This window comes from Noviluteimonas caseinilytica (assembly GCF_018406605.1).
In the GTDB taxonomy this organism is placed as follows: domain Bacteria; phylum Pseudomonadota; class Gammaproteobacteria; order Xanthomonadales; family Xanthomonadaceae; genus Noviluteimonas; species Noviluteimonas caseinilytica.
The window spans coordinates 1,208,438-1,230,971 of sequence record NZ_AP024545.1 but is presented as its reverse complement, the minus strand read 5'-3'; the positions used below and the strand labels follow the sequence as shown (position 1 = coordinate 1,230,971).

23 protein-coding genes and 2 pseudogenes are annotated in these 22,534 nt (G+C 68.3%); 11 read left to right on the top strand and 14 right to left on the bottom strand.

The window, feature by feature from the left end; translation table 11 throughout:
- Nucleotide 1 precedes the first annotated feature (1 nt).
- Nucleotides 2-625 (top strand): thymidine kinase, encoded by a 624-nt coding sequence (locus tag LYSCAS_RS06070; protein WP_213436715.1) that lies wholly within the window; start codon nt 2-4, stop codon nt 623-625.
- Between the two features lie 9 nt (nt 626-634).
- Here LYSCAS_RS06070 and LYSCAS_RS06065 read toward each other — a convergent pair whose 3' ends face one another.
- Genes LYSCAS_RS06065 through mutM form a run of 3 tightly spaced genes read right to left on the bottom strand, consistent with a single transcriptional unit; the run spans nt 635 to nt 4,906 of the window.
- A complete protein-coding gene (locus LYSCAS_RS06065; protein WP_213436713.1) occupies nt 635-3,457 on the bottom strand; it encodes a serine/threonine-protein kinase in 2,823 nt (940 codons plus the stop codon).
- Nucleotides 3,458-3,470: 13 nt separating this feature from the next.
- Entirely contained in the window at nt 3,471-4,034 is a 564-nt protein-coding gene (locus tag LYSCAS_RS06060) for an ECF-type sigma factor (RefSeq protein ID WP_213436704.1), read from the bottom strand.
- A 53-nt stretch (nt 4,035-4,087) separates the two neighbouring features.
- Nucleotides 4,088-4,906 (bottom strand): bifunctional DNA-formamidopyrimidine glycosylase/DNA-(apurinic or apyrimidinic site) lyase, encoded by an 819-nt coding sequence (gene mutM, locus LYSCAS_RS06055; RefSeq protein ID WP_213436702.1) that lies wholly within the window; start codon nt 4,904-4,906, stop codon nt 4,088-4,090.
- A gap of 214 nt (nt 4,907-5,120) precedes the next feature.
- Here mutM and LYSCAS_RS06050 point away from each other — a divergent pair, with 214 nt between their 5' ends.
- The 3 genes from LYSCAS_RS06050 to acs all read left to right on the top strand — a co-directional run bounded on the left by LYSCAS_RS06050 (nt 5,121) and on the right by acs (nt 8,698).
- A complete protein-coding gene (locus tag LYSCAS_RS06050; protein ID WP_213436694.1) occupies nt 5,121-6,305 on the top strand; it encodes a DesA family fatty acid desaturase in 1,185 nt (394 codons plus the stop codon).
- Nucleotides 6,306-6,376: 71 nt separating this feature from the next.
- Nucleotides 6,377-6,685: an EF-hand domain-containing protein gene (locus LYSCAS_RS06045; RefSeq protein ID WP_244858686.1), complete on the top strand. Its 309-nt coding sequence runs from the start codon at nt 6,377-6,379 to the stop codon at nt 6,683-6,685.
- A 42-nt stretch (nt 6,686-6,727) separates the two neighbouring features.
- Nucleotides 6,728-8,698: an acetate--CoA ligase gene (gene acs / locus LYSCAS_RS06040; protein ID WP_213436690.1), complete on the top strand. Its 1,971-nt coding sequence runs from the start codon at nt 6,728-6,730 to the stop codon at nt 8,696-8,698.
- Between the two features lie 60 nt (nt 8,699-8,758).
- Here the strand turns inward: acs and rpmG are convergent, their stop codons facing one another.
- The 9 genes and pseudogenes from rpmG to LYSCAS_RS05995 all read right to left on the bottom strand — a co-directional run bounded on the left by rpmG (nt 8,759) and on the right by LYSCAS_RS05995 (nt 14,716).
- Nucleotides 8,759-8,923 (bottom strand): 50S ribosomal protein L33, encoded by a 165-nt coding sequence (gene rpmG, locus LYSCAS_RS06035; protein ID WP_036168663.1) that lies wholly within the window; start codon nt 8,921-8,923, stop codon nt 8,759-8,761.
- A 10-nt stretch (nt 8,924-8,933) separates the two neighbouring features.
- The gene (rpmB, locus tag LYSCAS_RS06030) at nt 8,934-9,170 is read right to left on the bottom strand and encodes a 50S ribosomal protein L28 (RefSeq protein WP_213436688.1); all 237 of its coding nucleotides are present in this window, start codon (nt 9,168-9,170) and stop codon (nt 8,934-8,936) included.
- A 190-nt stretch (nt 9,171-9,360) separates the two neighbouring features.
- Complete coding sequence (locus tag LYSCAS_RS06025; RefSeq protein ID WP_244858685.1) at nt 9,361-9,723, bottom strand: lipid-A-disaccharide synthase N-terminal domain-containing protein; 363 nt, start codon at nt 9,721-9,723, stop codon at nt 9,361-9,363.
- Nucleotides 9,723-10,448, bottom strand: coding sequence for a glycosyltransferase family 2 protein (locus tag LYSCAS_RS06020; RefSeq protein WP_213436686.1), 726 nt, complete (start codon nt 10,446-10,448; stop codon nt 9,723-9,725). Before LYSCAS_RS06020 ends, LYSCAS_RS06025 begins: the two co-directional genes overlap by 1 nt.
- Nucleotides 10,445-11,437 (bottom strand): SDR family NAD(P)-dependent oxidoreductase, encoded by a 993-nt coding sequence (locus LYSCAS_RS06015; protein ID WP_213436684.1) that lies wholly within the window; start codon nt 11,435-11,437, stop codon nt 10,445-10,447. Before LYSCAS_RS06015 ends, LYSCAS_RS06020 begins: the two co-directional genes overlap by 4 nt.
- Nucleotides 11,438-11,525: 88 nt before the next feature.
- Nucleotides 11,526-12,458 carry a ParB/RepB/Spo0J family partition protein gene (locus tag LYSCAS_RS06010; RefSeq protein ID WP_213436682.1) on the bottom strand — a complete coding sequence of 311 codons (933 nt, stop codon included), beginning with the start codon at nt 12,456-12,458 and terminating at the stop codon, nt 11,526-11,528.
- Nucleotides 12,455-13,276 carry a ParA family protein gene (locus tag LYSCAS_RS06005; protein WP_213436680.1) on the bottom strand — a complete coding sequence of 274 codons (822 nt, stop codon included), beginning with the start codon at nt 13,274-13,276 and terminating at the stop codon, nt 12,455-12,457. The genes LYSCAS_RS06010 and LYSCAS_RS06005 overlap by 4 nt, the downstream gene beginning before the upstream one ends.
- A 189-nt stretch (nt 13,277-13,465) precedes the next feature.
- Nucleotides 13,466-14,116, bottom strand: a pseudogene (gene rsmG, locus LYSCAS_RS06000) (16S rRNA (guanine(527)-N(7))-methyltransferase RsmG); the annotation flags it as partial.
- Nucleotides 14,117-14,128: 12 nt separating this feature from the next.
- Nucleotides 14,129-14,716 carry a 4'-phosphopantetheinyl transferase family protein gene (locus LYSCAS_RS05995; protein WP_213436676.1) on the bottom strand — a complete coding sequence of 196 codons (588 nt, stop codon included), beginning with the start codon at nt 14,714-14,716 and terminating at the stop codon, nt 14,129-14,131.
- 94 nt (nt 14,717-14,810) lie between these two features.
- On the opposite strand from LYSCAS_RS05995, the gene LYSCAS_RS05990 reads away from it, so the two are divergent.
- From LYSCAS_RS05990 to LYSCAS_RS05980, 3 genes are all read left to right on the top strand, one after another.
- The gene (locus LYSCAS_RS05990; RefSeq protein ID WP_213436674.1) at nt 14,811-16,160 is read left to right on the top strand and encodes an AMP-binding protein; all 1,350 of its coding nucleotides are present in this window, start codon (nt 14,811-14,813) and stop codon (nt 16,158-16,160) included.
- Nucleotides 16,161-16,373: 213 nt separating this feature from the next.
- Complete coding sequence (locus LYSCAS_RS05985; protein WP_213436673.1) at nt 16,374-16,643, top strand: GlsB/YeaQ/YmgE family stress response membrane protein; 270 nt, start codon at nt 16,374-16,376, stop codon at nt 16,641-16,643.
- A 276-nt stretch (nt 16,644-16,919) separates the two neighbouring features.
- Nucleotides 16,920-17,582 carry an NYN domain-containing protein gene (locus LYSCAS_RS05980; protein ID WP_213436671.1) on the top strand — a complete coding sequence of 221 codons (663 nt, stop codon included), beginning with the start codon at nt 16,920-16,922 and terminating at the stop codon, nt 17,580-17,582.
- Nucleotides 17,583-17,587: 5 nt separating this feature from the next.
- On the opposite strand, the gene xth is transcribed toward LYSCAS_RS05980, so the two are convergent.
- The gene (xth, locus tag LYSCAS_RS05975; RefSeq protein WP_213436669.1) at nt 17,588-18,355 is read right to left on the bottom strand and encodes an exodeoxyribonuclease III; all 768 of its coding nucleotides are present in this window, start codon (nt 18,353-18,355) and stop codon (nt 17,588-17,590) included.
- Nucleotides 18,356-18,420: 65 nt separating this feature from the next.
- On the opposite strand from xth, the pseudogene cysK reads away from it, so the two are divergent.
- A pseudogene (gene cysK, locus LYSCAS_RS05970) lies at nt 18,421-19,428 on the top strand (cysteine synthase A); the annotation flags it as partial.
- The gene (locus LYSCAS_RS15975; RefSeq protein ID WP_244858723.1) at nt 19,408-19,923 is read left to right on the top strand and encodes a glutaredoxin; all 516 of its coding nucleotides are present in this window, start codon (nt 19,408-19,410) and stop codon (nt 19,921-19,923) included. The pseudogene cysK and the gene LYSCAS_RS15975, both read left to right, overlap by 21 nt.
- On the opposite strand, the gene LYSCAS_RS05965 is transcribed toward LYSCAS_RS15975, so the two are convergent.
- On the bottom strand, nt 19,920-21,356 hold the full coding sequence (locus LYSCAS_RS05965; RefSeq protein ID WP_244858683.1) for a coniferyl aldehyde dehydrogenase: 1,437 nt from the start codon (nt 21,354-21,356) through the stop codon (nt 19,920-19,922). The two genes, LYSCAS_RS15975 and LYSCAS_RS05965, sit on opposite strands and share 4 nt — an antisense overlap.
- A gap of 46 nt (nt 21,357-21,402) precedes the next feature.
- On the opposite strand from LYSCAS_RS05965, the gene LYSCAS_RS05960 reads away from it, so the two are divergent.
- Entirely contained in the window at nt 21,403-21,954 is a 552-nt protein-coding gene (locus LYSCAS_RS05960) for a gamma carbonic anhydrase family protein (RefSeq protein ID WP_407075162.1), read from the top strand.
- A gap of 61 nt (nt 21,955-22,015) precedes the next feature.
- The gene (locus LYSCAS_RS05955) at nt 22,016-22,510 is read left to right on the top strand and encodes an RDD family protein (protein WP_213436663.1); all 495 of its coding nucleotides are present in this window, start codon (nt 22,016-22,018) and stop codon (nt 22,508-22,510) included.
- Nucleotides 22,511-22,534 lie beyond the last annotated feature (24 nt).

Below are 22,534 nucleotides of genomic sequence, written 5' to 3'. Positions count from 1 at the left end.
CATGGCCAAGCTCTATTTCTACTACTCCGCCATGAATGCGGGGAAGACCACCACGTTGCTGCAATCGGCGCACAACTACAGCGAGCGCGGGATGCGCGTGCTGATCTTCACCCCGGCGTTCGACAACCGCGCCGGCGCGGCCGGCATCGTCGCCTCGCGCATCGGCCTGCAGGCCCAGGGCATCGCCTTCGAGGGCAACGACGACCTCGAGGAACGCGTGCTCGCGGACATCGCCGCGCACGGCAAGCTCGATTGCGTGCTGGTGGACGAGGCGCAGTTCCTGCGCAAGCCGCAGGTCTGGCAACTGAGCGAAGTGGTCGACAAGCTGCGCATCCCCGTCCTGTGCTACGGGCTGCGCACGGATTTCCGCGGCGAACTGTTCGAGGGCAGCCAGTACCTGCTGGCCTGGGCCGACGAGCTGAGCGAGATCAAGACGATCTGCCACACCGGCAAGAAGGCCACGATGACCGTGCGCGTGGACGCAGGCGGGCATGCGATGCAGGCCGGCCCGCAGGTGGAGATCGGCGGCAACGATCGCTACGTGTCGGTGTCGCGCGCGGAGTTCAAGAAGATCATGCGCGGCGAAGGCACGATCGAACCGATGCAGCCCTCGCTGCTGGATTGATCGCCGCGCTCAGTGCACCGCAAGCCCGGTGCACGCGGCGCGGATGGCATCCACCTCGCGCGGCAGGCGCCCGCCCTGCGGCAGGCCCACGCGCACTTCGTTCGACAGCACGTCCAGCGCGTCGCGCGATGCGAGGGCCTCGCCGGCGCGGCATTGCGCTTCGGCCAGGTACGCACGCGCACGCCAGCGCAGGTTGCGGGGTTCGTTGCCGCCTGCCTTGTCGGACGCGATCCGCTGCATGGTGGCGAGCGCATCGGGGCGGCCGGAACGCGCGCGCTCGCGCGCCAGCGACAACTGCGCGGCCAGCGTGCGCGGGTGCGACGGGCCGTAGCCCGCGCGCAGCAGGCGCACCGCTTCGGTCAGCGACGCGATCGCGCCCGTCGTGTCGCCCGAATCGGCGAGGATCAGTCCGCGCGCGTGCTCCACTTCGCCGACCAGCGGATGGCCCTTGCCGAGCTGGGCGATCGCGATGAGCTTCGCTTCGCCCACCTCGCGCATCGCATCGTCGTGGCGGTCCATCGCCTGCAGCACGGCCGCATGGTCGGCGATGCCGCGCACCAGGCGCGTGCGCGCCGACGTCGCGCGCCAGATGTGCACCGCATGCGCGAGGTCGCGTTCGGCTTCGGTCATCTTGCCCTGCTCCCAGGACAGCATGCCGAGCGTGTAGAAGCTGCTGCCGACGTCGGTGTGTTCTTCGCCGAGGCGTTCGATCAGCAGCGGCGTGGTGTCGCGCAGGTCGCGTTCGGCGACGTCCAGCCAGCCCTGTTCCATGTATACCGCGGCGCGCTGGCGGTGCAGCGCGAGCGTGGTGGGATGGCGGTCGCCGAGCAGTTCGCCCGACAACACCAACGCGGCATCGAAGGCTTTCGCCGCTTCGTCCGGGTGGCCCAGTTCGCGCTGCAGCATGCCGATGCGGCGCTGGATCTGCACCGCCAGCGGATGGCGTTCGCCGACGCGCTGCTGCAGTTGCTGCAGCGCTTCGTGCATGCCGCGCAGGGCGTCGTTGGTCTTGCCGGCGTCGGCGTCCACGTTGGCGAGGTCGAGGCGGTTCTCCACGATGCCCGCTTCGTCGTCGAGCACGTCGCGCCGCAGCGACAGCGAGTACTCGAGCAACTGGCGCGCGGAGTTGTATTCGCCCATCGCGCTGCGGCAGCGTGCGAGCTGCGAGTAGAACTCCGCGACCTGCGCCGGCAATTGCGAGGCCTCGCGGCGCGCGCGTTCCAGCCACGGCCGCATGATGTTGACGCAGCTGCGCGGGTCGTCGAGCGAGCGATGCGCCAGGCCGATCTGCGTGGCCGATTCCAGTTGCAGGCTCGCCGGTGCGCTGTTGCCGATGGAGGCGAGGATCGCGTTCTGGCGATCCAGCAGCGCAAGCGCTTCGTGGTAATCGCCCAGGCCCAGGCGCAGGCGCGCGATGATGCCGAACACTTCGGCGCGCGCGAGCGGTTGCCGCGACAGTTCGCGGTTGGCGCGCACGATGCCGTTGTCGAGCAGCGAGCGCATGTCGATCGCATCGTCGCGCGGCGCGGCGCCCGCGCCTTCGAACAAGCCGATGACGAAATCCTGCAGCGCCTGCGCGCGCGCGGTTTCCTGCACGGCCTGTTGCGCCTGCCACGCCACGATCGCCAATGCGGCCGCGAGCACGCTCGCCACGGCGAAGCCGGTGGCCAGCGCCCAGCGATGCCGGAAGATGTACTTGTGGAGCCGATACCCGACGCTCTGCGGGCGCGCGAGCACCGGCTTGCCGGCGAGGTAGCGTTCGAGGTCGAGCGCCATCGCTTCGACCGACGGATAGCGCTGCTCGGGCTTCTTCGCCAGCGCCTTGAGCACGATGTTGTCGAGGTCGCCGGACACGTTGCGCGCACGGCGGCGCAGCATCGCGACGTCGCCCTCGCCCGCATCGGCCTGGCGTTGCAGCGCCTGCGACGGACGTGTGGGATCGCCGAGCAGGATCGCTTCCTCCCACTCCGCATCGGTCTGGCGCTTGAGGCGATAGGGCTTGGCGTCGGCGAGCAATTCGTACAGCACGACGCCGAGCGAATACACGTCGGTCATCGTCGACACGGGTTCGCCGCGCACCTGTTCGGGCGCTGCGTAGTGCAGCGTGAACGCGCGCACGCCGGTGCGCGTCTGTTCGGGCGCCGCGACGTCGGCGTCGATCAGTTTTGCGATCCCGAAGTCGAGCAGGCGCACGTCGCCGGCCGGCGTGACCAGGATGTTCGACGGCTTGAGGTCGCGATGGACGATGAGGTTGGCGTGCGCGTGGCTCACCGCGTCGCCGACCTGGCGGAACAGGTCCAGCCGCGATTCGATCGACAGCTTGTGCGCGCGGCAGTAATCGGTGATCGGCTCGCCTTCGATGTACTCGAGCGCGAGGTAGGGCTGGTGGTCCGCGCTGACACCTGCATCGAGCAAGCGCGCGATGTGCGGATGCGCCAGGCGCGCGAGGATCTGGCGTTCGCGCGTGAAGCGCAGGCGCAGGTTCGGATCGACCAGCCCGGGGCGCAGCAGTTTCAGCGCGACGCGGCGCTGGTACAGGCCGTCATTGCGCGCGGCCAGCCACACCTGGCCCATGCCGCCTTCGCCGAGCATGCGTTCGAGGCGATACGGGCCGATCTCGATGCCGGGGCGCGGGCCGGGGAGTGGCGCGACGAGCGGTTCGGAGAGGAAGTCTTCGCGATCCGAGTCGAGCTTCAGCAGTTCCTCGAGGTCGTTCGCGGTCTGCGGATCCTCCTCGCGCATCAGCTGGAGGCTGCGTTCGCGTTCTTCCTCGTCGAGCTCGAAGAGTGCATCGAGCAGCGGGGACAATCGTTGCCAGCGCTCGGGGTCCATGGCGGGAGCGGCGTCAGCCGTCCTTGAGCGAAGCCAGCAGGAACAAGCGGGCCTTCTGCCAGTCGCGACGGATGCTGCGTTCCGAACGCTTGAGCAGCGCGGCGATTTCCAGTTCCGACAGGCCGGCGAAATACCGCAGCTCGACCACCTGCGCCAGGCGCGCATCCACGGCGGCCAGGCGGGTCAGGGCGGTGTCGAGGCCCAGGGTTTCTTCGTCCAGGCGCAGGCCGCCTTCGACTTCCTCGGGGAGTTCGGTCACGCGGTGCAGGTCGCCGCCGCGCTTCTGCGCCAGGCGCTGGCGCGCGTAATCGACCACGACGCTGCGCATCGCCGAAGCGGCGTAGGCGAAGAAGTGCGCGCGGTCATCGAACTGGGCGGAGTTGCGGCCCACCAGTTTCAGGTAGGCCTCGTGCACGAGCGCGGTGGCATCGAGCGTGTGGCCGTGCTGGCCGGCGAGCTGGCGCCGGGCCATCGAATGCAGTTCCTGGTAGAGGGTGGCCAGCACACGGTCGAGCGCGCCGCGGTCGCCATCCCGTGCAGCGTCGAGCAGTTCGGTGATGTCCGCGGTCTCTGACATGCGCCCCCTCAGGAGCGCGGAATATAGCGCTTATAGAGGGCTTGTGAGGCTTTTCAGCGCTGGCAACGGTTACACCAGACCGTCGTGCGTTGCCCGATGCTGGCCTCCTTCATCGGGCGTCCGCAACGCGGGCAGGGTTGCCCGCCTCTGCCGTACGCGGCCAGCTCGAGTTCGAAATAGCCGGGCAGGCCGTCCGGGCTGATGAAGTCGCGCAGGGTCGTGCCCCCGCGTTCGATGGCGTAGGCGAGGATCTTTTTCACGGCGTCGGCGAGCGCGTGGTAGCGGTCGCGCGAGACGCGGCCGGCCTCGCGCAGCGGCGAGATGCTGGCGGCGAACAGCGCCTCGGCCGCATAGATGTTGCCCACGCCCACCACGATGCCCTGGTCCATCAGGAAGGTTTTCACCGGCGCCTTGCGGCCGCGGCTGCGCCCGAAGAGGTAGTCGCCGTCGAAAACGTCGGACAGGGGCTCCGGGCCCAGGCCCTGCAGGAGCGGGTGCGTCTCGCCGGGCGCCTGCCAGAGCAGGCAGCCGAAGCGGCGTGGATCGTTGAAACGCAGCACCCGCCCCGTTTTCCCGGCCAGGACGATGTCCACGTGGTCGTGGGCCTCGACCGGGGTGCTCGCCGGGAGCACGCGCAGGCTGCCCGACATCCCCAGGTGCAGGACGGCGCTGCCGGCGGCCGTGTCGAGGAGGAGGTATTTCGCGCGCCGACGAACGGCGTCGACCCGTTGGCCGGGCAGCAGCGTCGGGACTTCGGGCGGAATCGGCCAGCGCAGGTCCGGGCGGCGGAGCAGGACGGAGGCGATTGTCTTGCCTTCCACGTGCGGCGCCAGGCCGCGCCGCGTGGTTTCGACTTCGGGCAATTCGGGCATGCGGGAGAGTGTGGCAGCCACATCCCGGCAACGGAAACAGGCGCAAGATGTGCGCGTCCCCAGTGTAGGAACGAGTCGCGTGAAAGCGGCCGTTCCCTTTCATCCGGACTGAACATCCCCATCACGGATCGGGGCCGTACCCGGGCGAATGGCCTTGCCGGGGTGGCATGATCCGTCCGGGCCCCTGCGCCCCGTTTCGTTCAATGGAGTCACGATGCACGCTTTCCTCGAATTCCTGGCCGGTGGCCTCGTCCAGACCGGCTGGGTCGGTTGGGTCGTCTACCTGCTGGTCGCCACGCAGCTGACCATCTTCTCGGTCACGCTCTACCTGCATCGCAGCCAGGCGCACCGCGGCGTGGACTTCCACCCCGTGCTCGCGCACTTCTTCCGGTTCTGGACGTGGATCACCACGTCGATGATCACGAAGGAATGGGCCGCGATCCATCGCAAGCACCACGCGAAGTGCGAGACCGAGGAAGACCCGCACTCCCCGATGCACAAGGGCATCAAGACCGTCTTCTGGCGCGGCGTCGAGCTGTACCGCGAAGCGCGCAACGATCGCGAGTCGATCGAGAAGTACGGCAAGGGCTGCCCGGAAGACTGGATCGAGCGCAAGGTCTACACGCCGCACGCCACGATGGGTCCGACGCTGCTGCTCTTCATCAGCTTCGCGCTGTTCGGCCTGCCCGGCATCGCCATCTGGGCGATCCAGATGCTGTGGATCCCGTTCTGGGCCGCGGGCGTCGTCAATGGCCTGGGCCACTGGTGGGGCTACCGCAATTTCGAAACCTCCGACACCGCGACCAACCTCACCCCGTGGGGCGTCTGGATCGGTGGCGAAGAACTGCACAACAACCACCACGCGTTCCCGAGCTCGGCGAAGTTCGCGCTGCGCAAGTTCGAGTTCGACATCGGCTGGGCCGTCATCAAGATGTTCGAAGCGGTCGGCATGGCGAAGGTGCTGCGTGTTGCGCCGACGCTCGACGTGCGCCCGAACATCCCCGTGCCGGACGGCGAGACGATCAAGGCGCTGCTCGCCCATCGTTTCCAGGCGATGACCGATTTCCAGCGCAACGTGCTCAAGCCCGCCTTGCGCGAAGAAGCCGCTGCCGCCGCCGAACTGCCGCGTCCGGTCCGCAAGGGCCTGAGCGACGATGGTCGCTGGCTGAAGCCGGAAGCCCGCAAGCAGCTGCACGACTGGGTGGCCCAGCGTCCGCGCATCCGTGCGCTGGTCGAGCACCGCGCCCGCCTGGCGGCCGTGCTGGAAGCGCGCGGCAACGACGCCGCGGCCACGCTGCAGAACCTGCAGGCCTGGTGCCGCGAGGCCGAGGCCAGCGGGATCCGCGCGCTGCAGGATTTCTCGGCGCGCCTGAAGGGATACCAGCTGCAGTCGGCCTGATGCACGACCGCTTCGAGGAACATCGAAGACCCGCACGCTCGCGTGCGGGTTTTTCGTTTGTGGCGTTCGCGATGCTGGCATTCGCGGTGATGCCCGCGATCGCGCAGGTGCAGGCCAGCAGCGAGTACCTCGCGCGCATGGACGTGGACCACGACGGCCGCGTTTCGCTGGTCGAATACCAGGACTGGCTGAGCTACGCCTTCGACGCGATGGACCGCGACCACGACGGCACGCTGTCGCCCGCCGAACAACCCGGCGGCCGCGGCAAGCCCATCACCCGCGAACAGCACCGCCTGCGCCTGGCCGATGCGTTCCGCCGCCAGGATGCGAACCACGACGGCAGCCTCAGCGCATCGGAACTCGCCGCGCCACCCCGCTGACGTTGCGGCACACTGTGCGCCCCACGTCGCGAGGGTGTTCGCATGGCCGCCACCGAGCCGACTGAAACCGCGAAGCTCGTCTATCCCGTGCCGCCGGCCTTCGCCGCGCAGGCCCGCTTGCGTCGCGACGATTACGACCGCCTGTACGCCGAATCCCTGGCCGATCCCGACGGCTTCTGGCGCCGCGTCGCCGACCGCATCGACTGGATCACCCCGCCGACGCAGGTGCGCGACGTCAGCTTCGACGTCGAGGATTTCCACATCCGCTGGTACGCCGACGGCGTGCTCAACGCGAGCGTCAATTGCCTCGATCGCCAGCTGCCGATGCGCGGCGACAAGGTGGCGCTGCTGTTCGAACCGGACGATCCGAACACGCCGGTCCAGCGCATCACGTACCGCGAACTGCACGCGCGCGTCTGCCGCCTGGCCAATGCGCTGCGCAACCTCGGCGTCGCGAAGGGCGACCGCATCACGATCTATTTGCCGATGGTGCCGGAGGCCGTCGTCGCGATGCTGGCGTGCGCGCGCATCGGCGCGATCCATTCGGTGATCTTCGGCGGGTTCGCCCCGCGTTCCATCGCCGACCGCATCGCCGACTGCACCAGCAAGCTGGTCATCACCGCCGACGAAGGCCTGCGCGGCGGCAAGCGCGTGCCGCTGAAGGCGAACGTGGATGCCGCGCTCGCGATGCCCGGCACGAATTCGGTCGAGACGGTGCTCGTCGTGCGCCACACCGGCGCGGCGGTCGACATGCAGATGCCGCGCGATCGCTGGATGGAAGCGGTGGTCGAAGGCCAACCGGACACGTGCGAACCGGAGCCGATGAACGCGGAGGATCCGCTCTTCATCCTTTACACGTCGGGCTCCACCGGCAAGCCGAAAGGCGTGCTGCACACCACGGGCGGCTATCTCACCTACGTCGCCTACACGCACGAGTGCATCTTCGACCTGCGCGAAGACGACATCTTCTGGTGCACGGCCGATGTCGGCTGGGTGACCGGCCACAGCTACACCGTGTACGGCCCGCTGGCGAACGGCGCGACCGCGGTGGTGTTCGAAGGCGTGCCCAACCATCCGGATGTTTCGCGCTTCTGGCAGGTGATCGACAAGCACGGCGTCACGCTGTTCTACACCGCACCTACCGCGATCCGCGCGTTGATGCGCGAAGGCGACGATCCGGTGCGCGGCACGTCGCGGCGATCGTTGCGCCTGCTCGGCACCGTCGGCGAACCGATCAACCCGGAAGCCTGGCGCTGGTACCACGACGTCGTCGGCGACGCGCGCTGCCCGATCATCGACACGTGGTGGCAGACCGAAACCGGCGGCGCGCTGATCACGCCGCTGCCCGGCGCCATCGACCAGAAACCGGGCTCGGCCATGACGCCCTTCTTCGGCATCCGCCCGGCGCTCGTCGATGCGGAAGGCCGCCTGCTCGAAGGCGAAGCCACCGGCAACCTCGTGCTGCTGGATTCCTGGCCCGGCCAGATGCGCACCGTGTACGGCGACCACGCGCGTTTCATCGACACGTATTTCCGCACCTATCCCGGGATGTATTTCACCGGCGACGGTTGCCACCGCGATGCCGATGGCGACTACTGGATCACCGGGCGCGTCGACGACGTCATCAACGTCAGCGGCCATCGCATCGGCACGGCGGAAGTGGAAAGCGCGCTGGTGTCGCATCCGAAGGTCGCCGAAGCCGCGGTCGTCGGGTTCCCGCACGACATCAAGGGCCAGGGCATCTACGCGTACGTGACGCTGCTGGCCGGCGAAGCGGAAACCGATGCGTTGCGCGCCGAACTGGTCGGGCACGTGCGCAAGGAAATCGGACCGACCGCCACGCCCGACCACGTGCAGTGGGCGCCGGGCCTGCCGAAGACGCGCTCGGGGAAGATCATGCGGCGCATCCTGCGGAAGATCGCGGAGGACGCGCCGGAGCAGCTGGGCGATACGTCCACGCTGGCGGATCCGTCGGTGGTGGACTCGCTGGTGCGCAACCGGCGCGGCGCATAGGCAAAAAGAAACCCGCCTTGCGGCGGGTTCCCTGATGCTGCATCAACAAGCCAGGAAGGCTTACTTGATCTTGCCTTCCTTGTAGATCACGTGCTTCCGGACGACGGGGTCGTACTTCTTGACCTCCATCTTGTTCGGCGTGTTCTTCTTGTTCTTGTCGGTCGTGTAGAAGTGGCCGGTGTTCGCCGAGGAGATCAGGCGGATCTTGTCGCGCTTGCTTGCCATGGTGTTCTCCTCAGACCTTTTCGCCGCGGGCGCGGAGTTCGGCCAAAACGACGTCGATGCCGTTCTTGTCGATGGTGCGCAGCGCGTGCGCGGAAACCTTCAGCTTGATCCAGCGGTTTTCGCTGGCGACCCAGAAACGACGCTCGTGCAGGTTGGGCAGGAAGCGGCGGCGGGTCTTGTTGTTGGCGTGCGAGACGTTGTTACCCGTCTGCACGCGCTTGCCGGAAACTTGGCAGACGCGGGACATAACGCACCTCGATGGTGTTTGCGGTGCACCCCTTGGCCAGGAGTGCGGCGGCCCCGCTGCAGGGATGGATTCCGGGGTTCCGGACCATGCGGACGGCCCCGGAAAGGGGCAGGCCAGTCGCAGCGAGCCGCGCATTATGCCCGCGCGCAGGGGGGCAGACAACCCGGCAGGGGCAAAAACCCCGGGAAAATCAGTGGGAAGCCTTGTCCCGGTGCCAGCCGCGGTGCCGGATGTCGAGATACAGGCTGTAGGCGGCCGTGAAGGCCGGGAAGAGGTTCTGGATGACCCCCACCGAGTCCTGCTTCGAGGAAAACACGAAATAGGCCAAGGTCATGACCGATCCGACCAGGCTCATGTACCAGAAGGCCCGGGGGATCACGGGCTTGCCGAACTTGCGCGAGGCCAGGAACTGGACCAGCCACCGCCCGCCGAACATCAGCGCCCCGGTCAGGCCGATCAGCTTCCACGGGGACATGTGCAGGCCGGTCCACGCGAGCCACGGGATCGGCGAATTCATCACGTCCTGGGCGACCGGCACGGCGTCCTGCAGCATCAACGCTCCTCCACGCCGGTGCGCTTGCTGCGCGTGATCAGCCACGCCACGCCCATCAGGTCGCGGATGCCGACCAGCGCCCGGTTGAGGTTGTTGTACTTCGACACGCCGGCCGAACGGGCGCGGTGGTTCACCGGCACGCTCACCGTGCGCCATCCCGCGCGCTGCATCAGCGCGGGCAGGTAGCGATGCATGTGGTTGAAGTAGGGCAGGTCGAGGAAGGCATCGCGCTCGAACAGCTTGATGCCGCAGCCGGTGTCGGGCGTGTCGTCGCGCAGCATGCGCGAGCGGATCGCGTTGGCCCACTTCGAGGCCCAGCGCTTGCTGCCCGAATCCTGGCGATTGACGCGCCAGCCCGCGAACAACTTGATCTTCGGCTCGGCGGCGGTGCGCGCCTCGAGCAGCTTGGGGATGTCGGCCGGATCGTTCTGCCCGTCGCCATCCAGCGTGGCCACCCACGGCGCGCGCGCGGCCTTGACGCCCGAACGGATCGCCGTGCTCTGCCCGCTCTGGTGGACGTGGTGCAGCACGCGCAGCTCGGGCACCTCGGCCTTCAGCGCCTGCAAGGCCGCCAGCGTGCCGTCCTTCGAATCGTCGTCGACGAACACCGCTTCGAATTCCACGCGGCCGCGCAACGCGGCCACGACTTCCCGCAGCAAGGGACCGACGTTGTCCTGCTCGTTGAACACCGGCACGACGACGGAAAGCTGCGGGGCGTTGGTCAAGCGTGGTCTCCGAAATAGCCTGCGCACCACCGCACCACTTGCGGCATGCCGGCCTCGATGGGCGTGGTCGGTTCGAAGCCGAAGTCCGCCTGGGCGCGCGCAGTATCGGCCATGGTCTCGACCATGTCTCCCGGCTGCATCGGCTTGTAGACCTTTTCGGCCGGACGGCCAGCGGCTTCTTCGATGACCGCGATGAAATGCTCGAGTTCGACCGGCGTGTGGTTGCCGAGGTTGTAGACCCGGTGCGGGCCGCCTTCGGCCGCGTCCGCGCCGGCCGGCGCCGGCGCCGCGTCCATCGCGCCGAGCACGCCGGCGACGATGTCGTCGATGAAGGTGAAGTCGCGCCGCATCTTGCCGTGGTTGAACACCTGGATCGGCCGGCCGCCGAGCACCGCGCGCGAGAACAGCAGAGGCGCCATGTCCGGCCGGCCCCAGGGCCCGTACACGGTGAAGAAGCGCAGGCCCGTCGCGCGCAGGCCGTAGAGGTGCGCGTAGGTGTGGGCCATCAGTTCGTTGGCGGCCTTCGTCGCGGCGTACAGCGAGCGCGGGCGATCGATGCGCTGCGCTTCGGAGAACGGCGGCACGGCCGAGTCGCCGTACACCGACGACGAACTCGCGTACACCAGGTGTTCGACCCCGCGATGCCGGCACAGCTCCAGCACGTTGACGAAGCCGATGAGATTGCTGTCGACGTAGGCGTGCGGGTTCTCGAGCGAATAGCGCACGCCGGCCTGCGCGGCGAGGTGGATCACGCGCTGGAACCTGTGCTTGTCGAACAGCGCCGCGAGCCCGTCGCGATCGGTGAGGTCGAGTTCGGCGATCTCCACTTCCGGGCACAGCGCCGCCACGCGATCGCGCTTGAGCTGCGGATCGTAGTAATCGTTGAAGTTGTCGAGGCCGACGACGTCGATCCCGCGCGCACGCAACGCGCGGCAGGTATAGGCGCCGATGAAGCCGGCAGCGCCGGTCACGAGGTAGGGAGCCGTCATGGCGTTGCAGCGTTCCTTGGGAAAAAGGGGTCGCAGGCTAGCGCAGCGGTGTCGATGGAAAGATCACGGCGCCGGGGCGCCGCTCCGGTCAGTCCTGCTTGCCGCGCAGGCGTTCGAGCACGCCGTCCAGCGATTCCAGGTCCGAATAGTGGATGACCAGCCGGCCCTTGCCGCCGCGCCCGTGCAGGACGTTGACGCGCGTGCCAAGGGTTTCGCCCAGCTCGCGTTCGAGCGTGGCGATGTCCGCCTGCGGCTTGGCCTTGGCCGGCTTGGCCTTGCGCGCGGTGCCGCCGGCGACCTGGCCGGACGAGAGCTGCTGCACGCGATGTTCGACTTCGCGCACCGACCACTCGTGTTCGGCGGCCTGGCGCGCGAGCGCGATGGCGGCCTGCGGCGCGAGCGTCAGCAGCGCGCGGGCGTGGCCCATTTCCAGCGCCTTGGTTTCCACCAGCACGCGGATTTCGTTCGGGAGTTCCAGCAGGCGCAGCAGGTTGGACACCGCGGCGCGCGAACGGCCCACCGCATCGGCGGCCTGCGCGTGCGTGAGGTCGAATTCGTCGATCAGGCGCTGCAGCGCGGTGGCTTCTTCCAGCGGGTTGAGGTCTTCGCGCTGGATGTTCTCGATCAGCGCCATCGCGATCACGGCATGGTCGTCGACCACGCGCACGACCGCCGGGATTTCCGCCAGGCCCGCGAGCTGCGAAGCGCGCCAGCGGCGTTCGCCCGCGATGATCTCGTAGCGCACGCCCTTGCCGGCGACGGCCTTGTCGTCGTCGGTGATCTCGCGCACGACGATGGGCTGGATGACGCCCTGCGCGCGGATCGATTCGGCGAGCTCCGACAGCTTCGCCTGGTCCATCCCGCTGCGCGGCTGGTAACGGCCGGGCTGCAACTGCGTCACCGGCAGGCGGCGCAGCTGTTCGCCGGGCTGCGCTTCCAGCGGTGCGGTTTCCGCCGCGGCCTTGGGGCCGAGCAGCGCTTCCAGACCGCGGCCCAGGCCGCGCTTCTTCGCGACGGTCATGCTTGTACTTCCTTCTGTCCTTGCGGCGCTGGCTTGCCCGCTTGCTGCTCGCGTTCGCGCTGGCGGCGCAACACTTCGCCCGCCAGGCCCAGGTACGCGACGCTGCCGCGCGAGGCCTTGTCGTACGCCACGATGCTCTGGCCGTGGCTCGGCGCCTCGGCCAGGCGCACGTTGCGCGGCACGATGGTGCGGAACACGCGATCGCCGAAATGGTTGGTGAGTTCGGCCGACACCGCGTTGGCCAGGTTGTTGCGCACGTCGAACATGGTGCGCAGCACGCCTTCGATTTCCAGCGCCGGGTTGAGGCGGCCCTTCAGCGCTTCGATCGTGTCGATCAGCGCGCTCAGGCCTTCCAGCGCGTAGTACTCGCACTGCATCGGCACCAGCACCGAGTCCGCCGCCGTCAACGCATTGAGCGTGAGCAGCGACAGCGCGGGCGGGCAGTCGATGATGATGAAGTCGTAGTCGCCGCGCAGCGGATCGAGCGCGCGCTTGAGGCGCTGCTCGCGGCCTTCCTCGTCCATCAGCTCGATCTCGGCCGCGGTGAGGTCGATGTTGCCGGGCAGTATGTCGAAGCCCTCGGGCGTTTTCACGATCGCCGAGGACGCGTGCATTTCTTCCAGCAGCACGTCCGTCGTCGACGCGCGCAGCCCGCGCTTCTCCACGCCGCTGCCCATCGTCGCGTTGCCCTGCGGATCCAGGTCGACGAGCAGCACGCGCTTGGGCGTGCGCGCGAGCGCGGCCGCGAGGTTCACGGAAGTGGTGGTCTTGCCGACGCCGCCCTTCTGGTTGGCAACAGCGATGATGCGGGCCGTCACGGCGTCAAGTTCCCCAGGGGTGGTCTGCACGGCTGCGGGATCTCTGCGTGCGGACCGGGATTATGCCGCAGCCGGAGCGCTTGTCCGGGACGGCGTGCCCGCTCCGCGCGGGGCTCACGAATCGGTGCGTGCCGGGGCGTCCGCCGGTGCGTCGTCCGGGAACGGGTCGCGGGCCGGCGCGTCGCCTGCACGTTCGACGACGATCAGATGCCGTTCCGCGTCCAGGCCCGGCACGGTGAGCGGCGCGGCGCCGCGTACCTGCCAGCCGGCCGGCAGCGCGGCGATCTCGTCGACCGGCCAGGCGCCTTTCATGGCCAGCAGCACGCCGCCCGGGCGCAGCAGCGCGCCCCCGAGTTCGACGATCAGCGGCAGCGTGGCCAGGGCGCGGGCGGTGATCGCATCGAAGCGGCCGGGCTCGGCGACGCGTTCGATGCGCGATTCGATGACCCGCACGTTGGCCAGGCCCAGCTTGCGCACGGCTTCGCGCAGGAAGCGCGTCTTCTTGCCGTTGCTCTCCACCAGCGCGACCTGCAACCCGGGATGGACGATCGCCAGGGGAATGCCCGGCAGGCCCGCGCCGGTGCCGAGATCGGCCAGCGCGCCGCCCTCGGCCGCGATCGACGCCACGTGCGGATGCATCGCCAGTGAATCGAGCAGGTGCTTGGCGACCATCTCGCGCGGATCGCGGACGGCGGTGAGGTTGTAGGTGCTGTTCCAGCGCACCAGCAACGCGAGATAGGCCAGCAGGGGCGTGGCGAGCGCGGCATCCAGGTGCAGCGCGCGCAGGCCCGCTTCGAGCTCGGGGCGCAGGGATTCGATGGCGGGGTCGGGGGTGTTCATCCGGCGCGCATGTTATCGGGGGCGCCAGGCGAGTGCGGCGCGATAGCCCGGCCGCGGCGCCCATTCATGCAGCGACCACGGGCCGCCGAGGTGCGGATGCGCCTCGCGCACGGCCAGCGTGCCGTCGGATTCGGCCAGCCCGAACTTGTCCAGCCCGAACGCGATCCCGCGCCCGTGCGCCTTCAGCACCGCTTCCTTCGCGCACCACAGGCGCAGGAACGATTCGTGGCGATCCGGTTCCGGCAACGCGCGCAGCCAGGCGTATTCCTCCGGATGGAAGAAGCGTTCCGCCACTTCGAGTGCGCGTGGGCGGGGGCGCGCGCGTTCGAGGTCCGCGCCCACTTCCACGCCTTCGCCCAGCGCGACCAGCAAGCCTTCGCCGCTGTGGCTCCAGCTCACGTCGAGCGCACGCAGCGCATCGCCGAGGCGCGGCCGGCCATGCGCAGCGCGCACGAGCGGGATCGCTTCGGCGCGCACCGACAATTCGGACGCAAGCCACGCGCGCACCAGCGGTTCGGCCGGCGTGCCGCGGCGGTGGTCGATCCACGTCCAGCGCGGGAGGCCGGCCGTGGTCGGCGATGGCAGGCTCGGCGGGGGCATGGGGATCCGTGAAAAGGCCGTCGGCAGCGCGCTGGGCGGTCAGCGTAAAGTACAGGCAGGGGGCGGTTCCGGCCGCAAAGGACGCAGAGGACACATGTCGGCAGTCATCGAACCGGGCGCACAACCGCCATCAGCCACGCCGATCGCATCGGGTGCAGGCGACCGCTCGGTGGTTTTCAGCGCCGCCGGCGATGTCGCGCTGTCGCGCTTCCTCGACCAGGTGCGCGGCGTGGCCGAATGGCTGCCGGCCGGTTGCCACGCCATCAACCTGTGCGAAGACCGCTATCGCTTCCTCGTCGCCTTCTGCGCCGTCGCGCTGCGCGGCCAGGTGAACCTGCTGCCGCCGTCGCGCGCGCCCGCCGCGGTGGACGAAGCGATGACCGCGCATCCCGACAGCTACTGCATCGGCGACGACGCCCTCTCGCCCGCCCCCGCGCGCTACCTGCGCCTTCCCGATGTGTTGCCCGAACGCGCCGGCGACCTGCCCATGCTCGACGACGATGCCCTCGTCGCGATCGGCTACACCTCCGGCAGCACCGGCCGCCCGCATCCCAATCCGAAGACCTGGGGCAGCTTCCGCCGCAGCACCGCGCAGAACCTCGCCGCGCTGTCGGACCTGTGGCCCGAGGGCGATGCGCACATCGTCGCCACCGTGCCGCCGCAGCACATGTACGGGATGGAGATGTCCGTGCTGCTGCCGCTGCTGGGTCCGGTGTCCGTGCATGCCGCGCGCCCGTTCTTTCCCGAAGACGTCGCGCAGGCGCTGTCGCATGCGCGCGCGCCGCGCATCCTCGTGACCACGCCCGTGCACCTGCGCGCGCTGGTCGCCGCCGGCTGCACGTTGCCGCCGTTGCGCGCGATCGTGTCCGCGACGGCGCCGTTGTCCGCCGCGCTCGCGCTGGAAGCCGAACAACGCTTCGGCTGCGAAGTGCGCGAAGTGTTCGGCTCCACCGAAACCTGCGTCATCGCGCGCCGCCGCACCGCGTGCGAAACCGCGTGGACGCCGCTGCCGGGCGTGCGCGTCGCACCGCAACCCGACGGCACCGCCGTGCATGCGCCGCATCTCGAAGCGCCCGTCGTGCTGGCCGACCTCGTCGAAGTCGAACCCGACGGTCGCTTCCACTTGCGCGGCCGCAATGCGGACCTGCTCGAGATCGCCGGCAAGCGCGCATCGCTCGGCGACATGACGCGCAAGCTGCTGGCGATCCCGGGCGTGGAAGACGGCGTCGTGTTCCAGCTCGACGGTGGCGATGCCGGCGTGCGGCGCATCGCCGCGCTCGCGGTGGCACCGACGCTGTGCGAAGCCGACATCCTCGCCGCGCTGCGTCGCACCATCGATCCGGTGTTCCTGCCGCGTCCGTTGAAGCGCGTGGCTGAATTGCCACGCAACGAAACCGGCAAGTTGCCGCGCGAAGCCCTTGCCGAGCTTCTGAAAACGCACTGAAACGCACCGCCGCGTGCCGGGGCACGCGCGCGCAAGCATCCGGAAACACTGGAAAAACAGGGCCCGATTCGCTGAATTCGCCCCTGTACTCCGCCTTCACGCGTGCCTGTTGAAACTCCACTCGTGCCCCCTGTTCCGGGGTGCCGGACAAGCTTCCAAAGCTGGTCTCAAGCGTCTCAATTCGGATCGCGTAAACAACAAAGGAGTGGATGCATGAACATCATCATCTGGTTGATCGTGGGCGGCATCGTCGGCTGGCTCGCCAGCCTGATCATGAGGACGGATGCGCAGCAGGGCATCCTGCTGAACGTCATCGTCGGCATCGTCGGCGCGTTCCTGGGCGGCTGGCTGGGCGGGATGCTCGGCATCAGCGGCGCCAACATCAACAGCGGTTTCAGCGTCACGGGCTTCATCATCTCGCTGGTCGGCGCGGTGATCCTGCTCGCCATCGTCAATCTGTTCCGCCGCGGACGCGTGCGCTAAGCGCACGCCTATGGGATGCGGGGCCGGTCAAGGATGACTGCGCCCCGCGACAGGATGAGCCCGGCTTCGCGCCGGGCTTTTTCTTTGCATGGAACTAAGCAACAGCTGTGATTCGGTCCGATCCGGCTACGAAGTGAGCGGGCCCGATAAACGGCCCACGATTGCCTTGACGACACCCATCTGGGGGCCCATAGTCCGCCCGCGCCGGACAACGCCGGCCAATCCAAACTCCCCCGTTCCACTTCTGGTGGGCGGGTACAAGGCCCCTCTGGGGCCTTGGCTTTTTCTGGGGAAGGAAAATGCGGACCACGGTCTACGTGGACGGCTTCAATCTCTACTACCTACTACCGAGCGCTGAAAGGTACGCCGCATCGTTGGCTAGACCTGCTGGCGCTGTCTCGACAGCTTCTGCGATCCGAGAACCAAATCAACCGCATCCGCTACTTCACTGCCAGGGTGAAACCGAATGCGAACAAGCCAGACCAGCACGTACACCAGGATGCGTACTTGCAGGCAATCTCGTTCCACATCGATTGCCTGGCGGTCCACGAAGGACACTTTTATCGCAATGTTGTGCGCATGCCCCTCGCCCAGCCCATTCCAGGGCTTCCGCGAACCGTCGAGGTGGTCAAGACGGAAGAGAAAGGCTCAGACGTCAATCTTGCGGTGCACCTGGTCAATGATGCTTGTGAAAATGCATTCGATGTAGCGCTGGTGATTTCAAATGACAGCGATCTCGCTGAGGCGATCCGCATTGCGAAAGGGAAGGGAAAGGCGGTCGGCGTCGCAAATCCGAGTGCTGATCCCAAAGTGCAGATGAACGCAGAGCTTCGAAACGCCGCGTCCTTTACGCGGCGGATCGAGTCCAAGCACTTGCGGCTCTCGCAGCTTCCTCAAGCATTCCCCGAAATTCGGATCAAGAAGCCCGCGGACTGGTAGGCGGATCAGTCGATCTGCACCCACACCGGCGTGTGGTCGCTCGGCCGTTCCCAGCCGCGCGGGACCAGGTCGATGCCGGCGGCCGTGGTGCGCGCCTTCAGCGCATCGCTGACGAGCACCAGGTCGATGCGCAGGCCCCAGCCGCGCTGGAAGGCTGCGAGCCGGTAATCCCACCAGCTGTAATGGCCGCCGTCTTCGTTGAACAGGCGGAAGCTGTCGTGCAGGCCCAGCGCCTGCAGCGAACGCAGCGCGTCGCGCTCGGGCGTGGAGCACAGGATCTTCTCGCGCCAGCGCTTGGGATCGTGGACGTCGCGGTCGTCCGGCGCGATGTTGAAATCGCCCAGCACGACGAGGTTGGGATGCGCGGCCAGTTCGGCGCGCAGCCATTCGCGCACAGCTTCGAACCACCGCAGCTTGTACTCGAACTTCGCGCTGCCCACGGCCTCGCCGTTCACCACGTACAGGTCGACGATGCGCACGTCGCCGACGGTGGCCGCCAGCACGCGCTTCTGCGGATCCTCGAACCCGGGGATCGCGGTGACGCATTCCCCGGTGAACGGCAGGCGGCTCAGCACCGCGACGCCGTTGTAGGTCTTCTGCCCGCAGAACACGCTGCGGTAGCCGAGTTCGGCGAGTTGCGAATCGGGGAAGCGTTCGTCGTCGAGCTTGGTTTCCTGCAGCGCGACGATGTCCGGCTGCGCATCGCGCAACCACTGCACCAGGTGCGGCATGCGCACGTTGAGCGAATTGACGTTCCAGCTGGCGATCTTCAAGCAGGCAGTCCCATTGGCGCGCGGGTTCGCGTTCTTCCCGGATGGAAGGCCCCGGAGGAGGCAGCATGGCGCGGTACGACACGATACTCGACACGATCGGCAACACGCCCCTGGTGCGCCTGGGCAAGCTCGCGCCCCCCGGCGTCAACGTGTTCGCCAAGCTCGAATCCTTCAACCCGCTGGGCTCGGTCAAGGACCGCATGGCGCGCGCGGTGATCGAAGCCGCCGAACGCGCGGGCACGCTCGCGCCGGGCCAGACGGTGGTGGAAGCCACCAGCGGCAATACCGGCATCGGCCTCGCAATGGTGTGCGCGCAGAAGGGCTATCCGCTGGTCGTGGTGATGGCGGAAAACTTCAGCATCGAGCGGCGCAAGCTGTTGCGGTTCCTCGGTGCGAAAGTGGTGCTGACGCCGGCGGCGGAGAAAGGTTCGGGCATGCTGGCCAAGGCGGTGGAGCTGTCGCAGGCGCACGGATGGTTCCTGTGCCGCCAGTTCGAGAATCCCGCCAACGCCGAAGTCCACATGCGCACGACGGCGCGGGAAATCCTCGCGGATTTCGAAGGCGACACGCTGCACTGCTTCGTGACCGGCACCGGCACCGGCGGCACGTTGCTCGGCGTCGGCCGCGTGTTGCGACAGGCCGATCCGCGCATCCGCATCGTGGTCGCCGAACCGGACAACGCGCCGATCCTCGCCAGCGGCATTCCGCAACCGCGCGATGCGAACGGCGCGCCCAGCCGCAGCCATCCGCATTTCCAGCCGCACCTCATCCAGGGCTGGACGCCCGATTTCATCCCGCGCCTCACGCAATCGGCGCGCGACGAACAGCTCGTCGATGAAATCGTCCCCATCGCCGGCGCCGATGCGTTGCGCGTGGCGCGCGAACTGGCGACGGTCGAAGGCATCCTCGCCGGCCCGTCGAGCGGCGCCACGGTGGTCGCCGCACTCCACGTCGCCCGCCGCAGCGCGCCCGGCACCAACATCGTCTGCATGCTGCCCGACACCGGTGAGCGCTACATGTCGACGCCGCTGTTCGAACACATTTCGGAAACGATGAACGACGACGAGGTGGCCATCTCGCGTTCGACGCCCGGATATCGCTTCGATCGGCCCACGCCGCCACCGGTGTGCGCGATCCCCGGACTCGCGCCCGTGCCCGATGAAGAGCCGCTCGATGCCCGCGCCGAAGCCTTCGTCGCGCAAGTCATCCGCGACAAGCCCGTCGTGTTGTTCGCGCTGGAGTGGTGCGAGTTCTGCTGGGCGGTGCGCAAGTTGTTCGCGCGGCTAGGCATTGACTACGAAAGCGTCGACCTGGATTCGGTCGCGTACCAGCAGGGCGACCTGGGCGTGAAGATTCGCGCGGTGTTGCGCAAGCAGTTCGCGCAGACGATCCCGCAGATCTTCATCGGCGGCGCGCACATCGGCGGGTGCACGGAGTTGTTCGACGCGATGCGCAGCGGGCAGATGCAACAGCAGCTCGAAGGCGCGCGCGTCGACTACGACCGGAAGATCGCGCTGGACCCGTACACGTTGTTACCGAACTGGGTGCACCCGCGCGAACCGGCCTAGCGCGCGAGGAAGCGCACCAGCCGGTCGACGTAGCCCTTGTAGGGCGGCCGCAACAGATCCGTCGCCGCCCAGCGCGTCTGCCGGAACACCGGCAACAATTTGCTGAAGGTGTCGAAGCCCGTGCGTCCGTGGATCGCGCCCATGCCACTCGGCCCGCTGCCACCGAACGGCAATCCGTCCACAGCGAAATGCACGAGCGTGTCGTTGACCGTGACGCCGCCGGCCAGCGTCGAACCGATGATCCGTTCCACCGTGCGCGTGTCGTTCGAGAACGGATACAACGCCAGCGGCCGATCGTGCGTGCCGATGTACGCCAGCGCCTCGTCCAGCCGCGCGTACGTGCGTACCGGGAGCAACGGCCCGAAGATCTCGTTGCGCATCACCGCGCTGTCGTCGGGCGGATCCAGCACCAGCGTCGGCGGGAACAGGCGCTCGGCGCGCATGCGCTCCGGCGCGACCTCCACCAGCGGCACCACCGTGCATCCGCGCGCACGCGCATCGTCCACGTAGCCCTGCAACCGGTCGAACTGCCCCGCGTTGATGATGCGCGTGTAGTTGCTCGCATCAGCGAAGTCGCCGAAACGCGCCTGCACCTGCGCACGCAGCGCAGCGACGAACGCATCGCGGCGTGCCACGTCCACCAGCGCGTAATCCACGCCGATGCAGGTCTGCCCCGCGTTGAACCACTTGCCGCTGGCGATGCGCGCGGCGGCCAGGTCGAGCGGGAAATCCGGCGCGACCACGGCCGGCGCTTTTCCGCCGAGTTCCAGCGTCACCGGCGTGAGGTTGGGCGCGGCCGCCGCCATCACCTTGCGTCCGACGGCCGTCGAACCGGTGAACAACAGATGGTCGAACGGCAACGCGGAAAACGCCGCGCCCACGTCCGCGCCACCGATCGCCACGGCAACGCGATCCGCGGGAAACACTTCCGCGAGCAAGTCGCGCAGGAATTCACTCGTGCGCGGCGTGTGCTCCGACGGCTTGAGGTACACGTGGTTGCCCGCCGCGATCGCCGACACCAGCGGCACCAGCGCCAGGTTCACCGGGTAATTCCACGGACTGATGATGCCGACCACGCCCACCGGCAACGGGCGGATCTCCGCGCGCGCCGGCCAGAATTTCCAGCCCACGCCCACGCGCCGCGGCTTCGCCCAGCGGCGCAGCTTGCGGCGCGCCAGGTCGATCTCCGACAGCGTCACCATCGCTTCGGAAATCAGGTTCTCGTGCGTCGAGCGATGGCCGAAATCGGCGCGGATCGCCGCGTCCATCGCCTCCAGGCGGCGGGACAGCACGTGCCGCAGGCGGCCCAGGTCCGCGCGTCGTTGTTCCAGGCCGGGCTTGTTCGCCAACCATGCGGTGCGCAGGCGTTCGAGCGTGGCCGGGAGGTCGGCGGCGGGCGGGGTGGCGATCGTCAGGTGGGGTGCGGCATCCATGCGGGGAAGTATGCGCCACGCCCCCGCGCCGACGCGCGCCCTTACAATGCGCGCCATGTCCCTGCGCCCCTATCTCGGCAAGTTGCCGATCCTCGGCGAGCGTTGCTACGTCGACCCCGCCGCGAGCGTCATCGGCGACGTCGTGCTCGGCGACGACACCTCCGTGTGGCCCGGCACGATCATCCGCGGCGACGTCAATTTCATCCGCATCGGTGCGCGCACCAACGTGCAGGACGGCACCGTGGTGCACGTCAGCCACGATGGCCCGCACGCGAAACTCGGCGGTTTCGCCACCGTGATCGGCAACGACGTGACCATCGGTCACAAGGCGATCGTGCATGCGTGCCGCATCGAGGACGCCGTGCTGATCGGCATGGGCGCGATCGTGCTCGACGGCGCGGTGGTGGAACAGCACGGCTTCGTCGGCGCCGGCGCGCTGGTGACACCGGGCAAGGTGGTCGGCCGCGGCGAACTGTGGCTCGGCAACCCGGCAAAGAAAGTACGCGTGCTGTCCGATGCGGAGATCGAAGCGCTCTATTACTCCGCCGGCCACTACGTGCGGTTGAAGGACCAGTACCTCGCGGGTGGCGTTGCCTGAGTTGCGGGCATCCTGCGGGCCGGTCACAGTAGGGCCGTAAGCAGGGGCAGGGGAACCAGGGATGCAGGATCCAATCGGCGCGAATCCGTACGCCGCGCCCGCGGCGCGCGTCGAGCAACCGGTTTCGGCCAGCAGCGGCGAACGCAGTTCGCGTGCCGCGCGCCTGGGCGCCGCGGTGCTGGACAACACGTTGTTGCTGGGTCCCGTGTTCCTCGCATGGTTCTTCAACGGCATGATGGTGACGGATGCCATCGTCGGCATCCTCGGGGCCGCGGCCGTCGTCTCCGCCGTCGTGCTCGTCATCGACGTCGTGCTGCTGCATCGACACGGCCAGACGCTCGGCAAGCGATGGATCGGCATCCGCATCGTGCGCGTGGACGGATCGCGCGCGGGCCTGGGGCGCACCTTCCTGCTGCGCATGCTGCTGCCCGGCGTGATCGGCCTGTTGCCCGTGGCCGGGCAGTTGTTCCTGCTGGTGGATGCGCTCGCGATCTTCGGCGAGGGACGGCGCTGCCTGCACGATCATTTCGCCGACACCATCGTCGTCGACGCCTGACCGGCCACCACGCGAAGGATCGCT